Genomic DNA, 4226 nt, shown 5'->3' on the forward strand with positions numbered 1-4226 from the left:
GGCGGCCGGCAGCGCGGCGGGTCCGGCCGCGTCCGCGGCTGTTGGTCGGGTTCTCCGTCATCTGATGACTCCTGCTCTGTGCAACAGCGACGCCAGTGCGTCCCGTTGCTCGGTGGTCGGTGGTAACTGCGGGAGTCGCGGCACTCCGGCCGGGATCCCGAGAAGTTCTAGTGCTGCTTTGGACATCGACACGCCGCCGAGCGCCCGTTGGGCGTCGAAGAGCGGGAGGAGTCCGAGGTTGATATGTCGCGCGGTGTCGACCTCGCCCGCGAGGAAGGCGCGGCGCAGCTCGACGAGGCGCGCGGCGGCCACGTGGCCGATCACGCTGACGAAACCGCTGGCTCCCACGGCCAGCCACGGGAGGTTGAGTTGGTCGTCGCCCGAGTAGTAGACGAGGTCGCAGTGGGACATCACCGTGACCGCGTCGTGGAAGTCGCCCTTGGCATCCTTGACGGCGACGATGTTCGGGTGGGACGACAGTCCGATGAGCGTCTCCGCCTGGATCGGGACCACGGACCGCGGTGGGATGTCGTAGAGCATCACCGGTCGGTCGGTGGCGTCGGCGATCGCCCGGAAGTGGGCGTCGAGTCCGGCCTGGGTGGGCTTGGAGTAGTACGGGGTCACCACGAGCATGCCGTGGGCACCGACGGACGCCGCCTGGCGCGCGAGGTGCACGGAATGTGCGGTGTCGTAGGTCCCGACTCCGGCCACCACCGTCGCCCTGTCCCCCACCGCGGCCAGAACGGCCTCGAGAACCGCGATCTTCTCCGCGTCCGTGGTGGTGGGCGACTCTCCCGTGGTCCCGGACACGACGAGACCGTCGCACCCCGACTCCACGAGGTGTTCCGCGACACGTGCGACGGCCTTCAGGTCGACGTAACCGTCGGACCCGAACGGGGTGACCATCGCCGTGAGCACCGTGCCGAACGGCGTGGGGCGTCCGGGTCGGGTGGGGGCCGGCCGACCGTCCGCCGACATCGGGCCCCCAGTGGTCACGTGTGTCATGGCCTCCCAGACTACCCGCAGACCACGGGAAGTCCCGATTCCGACCCGGTGAACCGCTTCATCCCTCCAGGACGTAGGGGCTCACCGCGATCTCGGAGCCGTCCTCCAGCGAGGTGATCTCGAAATCGGAGAACACCGCAGGCGCCGCATGTCGCAACTGACGCAGGACGTCGATCGCCAGTCCTCGGATCTCGGTGTCCGCGTGCTCGGTCGCCCGCATTCCGATGAAGTGCCGCCACGACCTGTAGTTGCCGGTCACCACGATGCGGGTCTCGGTGGCGTTGGGCAGGACCGACCGCGCGGCCTGCCGGGCCTGCTTGTGACGCAGCATCGGGTTGGGGACGTCGGCGAACCTCTCCTCGAGCTTGGCGAGCATCTCCGCGTAGGCCTCCCGCGACGCGTCGGTGGCGCGGCGGAAGATCTCCACCAGCTCCGGGTCGTCGGCGATCGCGGGCGGGGGCACCACCTTGGAATCATGCTCCGGGACGAACCGCTGCGACAGCTGGCTGTAGGAGAAGTGGCGGTGCCTGATGAGCTCGTGGGTGCACGACCTGGAGATACCGGTGATGTAGAACGTCACGCTCGCGTGCTCGAACACCGAGAGGTGCCCCACCTCGAGGATGTGCCTCAGGTACCCGGCGTTCGACGCGGTGCGCGGGTTGGGTTTGTCCCAGCTCTGGTAGCAGGCGCGGCCGGCGAACTCGGCCAGGGCGGAGCCGCCGTCCGCATCCGTCTCCCAACCGATCTCGTCGGGTGGGGTGAACGCGGTGTGCGCGACCATGCGGACCTGCCGCCGGACGAGCTCGGACATGGTGGGACTCCCTCTGGTGTCGTGTCGCCCGGCGGGTCAGCCGAGAAGGTGTGCGGCGACCGTCGCGGCGACCTCGGACGCGGTGTCGAGTTCCTCACGACCGGGCTCGCCGGTGAGCTGTAGGGCCGGGGCGACCTGGCGGAGGTCCCACCCGGTGGTGATCCGTTCGACCGAGGCCACCGCCCCGGAGGTGTCGTTGTCCCCGTGCACGCAGAGGGCGTAGGGCCGACCGGCCACCGCACCCTCGCAGGTGTAGTACGTGCGGTCGAAGAAGTGCTTGAGTGCACCGGACATGTAGCCGAAGTTGGCCGGGGTGAGCAGGACGTAGCCGTCCGCACGGAGAACGTGGTCGTCGGTGGTCGCAAGTGCGGGCACTGATTCGACCTCGATGCCCTCGAGGTCGGGATGGGCCAGACCCCTCTCCAGTGCCTCCAGGATTCGTCGGAGCCTGGGGGACGGAGCGTGGTGGACCACGAGGACGGTGCTCATCGCGGATCCCCGGTCCCGGAGGACTCCGCCTCCCGCAGGGCGATGGCCGCCCGCATCACCTCACGGGCACGGAGGCGGTCGCCCGCGTGGTCGTAGGCGCGGGCCAACCGATAGTTGGTACGCCAGTCGTCCGGAGACGCCTGGTACTCCGCACTGACGCGGTCGAACAGCTCATCGGCGGCGGCGTGCTCGAGTCGCCCGGACGGGCGGTGGTCCAGGTCGGAGATATCGAGTTCGATCCCCTCCTGGGCTGCCGCGGCGGAGATCCGCTGGAGTTCGAATCCGTTCCGCAGGATCGCCCACATCGCCCACGCCCCGACGACGGTGAGCAGGACGATCCCGACGCCCAGTCCACGCATGGCGAGGTACTCGGACCGGCTGATCATGGACCACCCGAGGTAGAGCAGGTAACCGAACGCCACCACCAGACCCACCGGCGTGAGGGCCATGACCAGCGGCTTGACGACTCTGTCCACGGGCCGGCCTACAGATCCATGAAGGCGTCGAGCCCCACGGTGAGTCCCGGAGCGCCCGCGATCGACCGCACGCCCAGGAGCACACCGGGCGCGAAGGAGGAGCGATCGAGGGAATCGTGCCTGATGGTCAGGGTCTCCCCCTGTGTACCCAGGAGGACCTCCTGGTGCGCGATCAGGCCGGTCACGCGGACCGAGTGCACCCTCACCCCGCCGACATCTGCGCCCCGCGCCCCCTCCAGCTCGGTGGAGGTGGCGTCCGGGGAGGGCCCCATCCCTGCCGCGGCGCGGGCGGCGGCCATCATCTCCGCCGTGCGGTGTGCCGTACCCGAGGGTGCGTCGGCCTTGTTCGGGTGGTGCAGTTCCACGATCTCGGCCGAGGGGAAATACCTCGCCGCCTGGACCGCGAAGCGCATCATGAGGATGGCTCCGATCGCGAAGTTGGGTGCCACGAGCACCCCGGTATCCGGGTGGGACGCGAGCAGTCCGCGCAGTGTCTCCAACCGCTCGTCGGTGAAGCCGGTCGTGCCGACCACGGCGTGGATGCCGTGTGTGATGCAGTAGTCGAGGTTGTCCATCACCACGTCGGGGTGCGTGAAGTCCACGACCACCTCCGCGCCGGCGTCGGTGAGCATCTGCAGCCGGTCGCCCTGGTCCACCTCGGCGACGAGTTCCATGTCCTCCGCCGCGCGAACCGCCTCGCAGATCGCCGTGCCCACCTTGCCGCGTGCACCGAGCACTCCGACCTTCGTCACCGTCATCGTCTCCTCATCGGTCGTCACACCGCTCACCAGCCTATCCGCCCACGCCGGCGAGCAGATCAGCCGCGCCGCCGGCATCGGGCATGCCCGGCCCGACGGCCGCCAGACACCAGGGCGCGGTCTCGCCCGTCCAGTAGTCCGCCACGTCGTCGCGGTGCACGGTGCGGAGCCGGTGGAGCGACTCCCCGACGGTCACCACAGTGTCGCGGTCCAGCAGGTGGCGGCCGATCCGCGTCATCCGCGACAGTGGGTCGTCCAGCCCGAGCCTGATCGATCCGGTGAGGTGCCCGATCGCGCGGTCGACCTCGTCGCCGGACGGGGGATCGTTCACCATCCCGGCGACGACCTCGGCCAGCGCACCGCTGAGGGCGTCCACCCGCCCGACGGGACTGCCGGCGACGACCGAGACGAGTCCGGTCGCACGGAACTGGTCCATCGACGCGTACACGGTGTAGGCCAGCCCGAGCTCCTCGCGGACCCGCTGGAACAGTCGGGAACTCAGTCCGCCGCCGAGCACCGCGGTCGCGACCTGTGCCGCGGCGCGGTCCCGGTGATCGCGGGACGGTGTCCTCCGTGCCAGAGCCAGGAGCACCTGCTCGGAGTCGTCGTCCTCCCCCACCAGCACCGACGACGGGGCCCAGCCCGGGTGCCCGGCCGCCTGGCCGGAGGTGGGTGCGGCGGCCCCGA

At 69.9% G+C, this 4226-nt stretch carries 6 protein-coding genes; all 6 read right to left on the reverse strand.

The annotated features are described in order from the left end of the window. Positions 1 to 57: 57 nt before the first annotated feature. The gene (gene dapA, locus G6021_RS12410) at positions 58 to 978 is read right to left on the reverse strand and encodes a 4-hydroxy-tetrahydrodipicolinate synthase (protein WP_182609553.1); all 921 of its coding nucleotides are present in this window, start codon (positions 976 to 978) and stop codon (positions 58 to 60) included. An 85-nt stretch (positions 979 to 1063) separates the two neighbouring features. Beyond that, positions 1064 to 1816 carry an FAD-dependent thymidylate synthase gene (thyX, locus tag G6021_RS12415; RefSeq protein WP_182609552.1) on the reverse strand — a complete coding sequence of 251 codons (753 nt, stop codon included), beginning with the start codon at positions 1814 to 1816 and terminating at the stop codon, positions 1064 to 1066. Between the two features lie 36 nt (positions 1817 to 1852). After that, positions 1853 to 2305 (reverse strand): NAD(P)H-dependent oxidoreductase, encoded by a 453-nt coding sequence (locus G6021_RS12420; RefSeq protein WP_179525425.1) that lies wholly within the window; start codon positions 2303 to 2305, stop codon positions 1853 to 1855. After that, a complete protein-coding gene (locus G6021_RS12425; RefSeq protein WP_347238964.1) occupies positions 2302 to 2781 on the reverse strand; it encodes a hypothetical protein in 480 nt (159 codons plus the stop codon). The genes G6021_RS12420 and G6021_RS12425 overlap by 4 nt, the downstream gene beginning before the upstream one ends. A gap of 8 nt (positions 2782 to 2789) precedes the next feature. After that, positions 2790 to 3539, reverse strand: a complete 750-nt coding sequence (dapB, locus tag G6021_RS12430; protein WP_179526256.1) for a 4-hydroxy-tetrahydrodipicolinate reductase — start codon at positions 3537 to 3539, stop codon at positions 2790 to 2792. Positions 3540 to 3573: 34 nt separating this feature from the next. Further along, positions 3574 to 4226, reverse strand: a 653-nt coding sequence (locus G6021_RS12435) for an insulinase family protein (RefSeq protein ID WP_182641420.1), incomplete at its 5' end; no start/stop codon positions are given.

This window comes from Dietzia sp. CW19, from assembly GCF_014145265.1.
Classification (GTDB): Bacteria; Actinomycetota; Actinomycetes; order Mycobacteriales; family Mycobacteriaceae; genus Dietzia; species Dietzia natronolimnaea.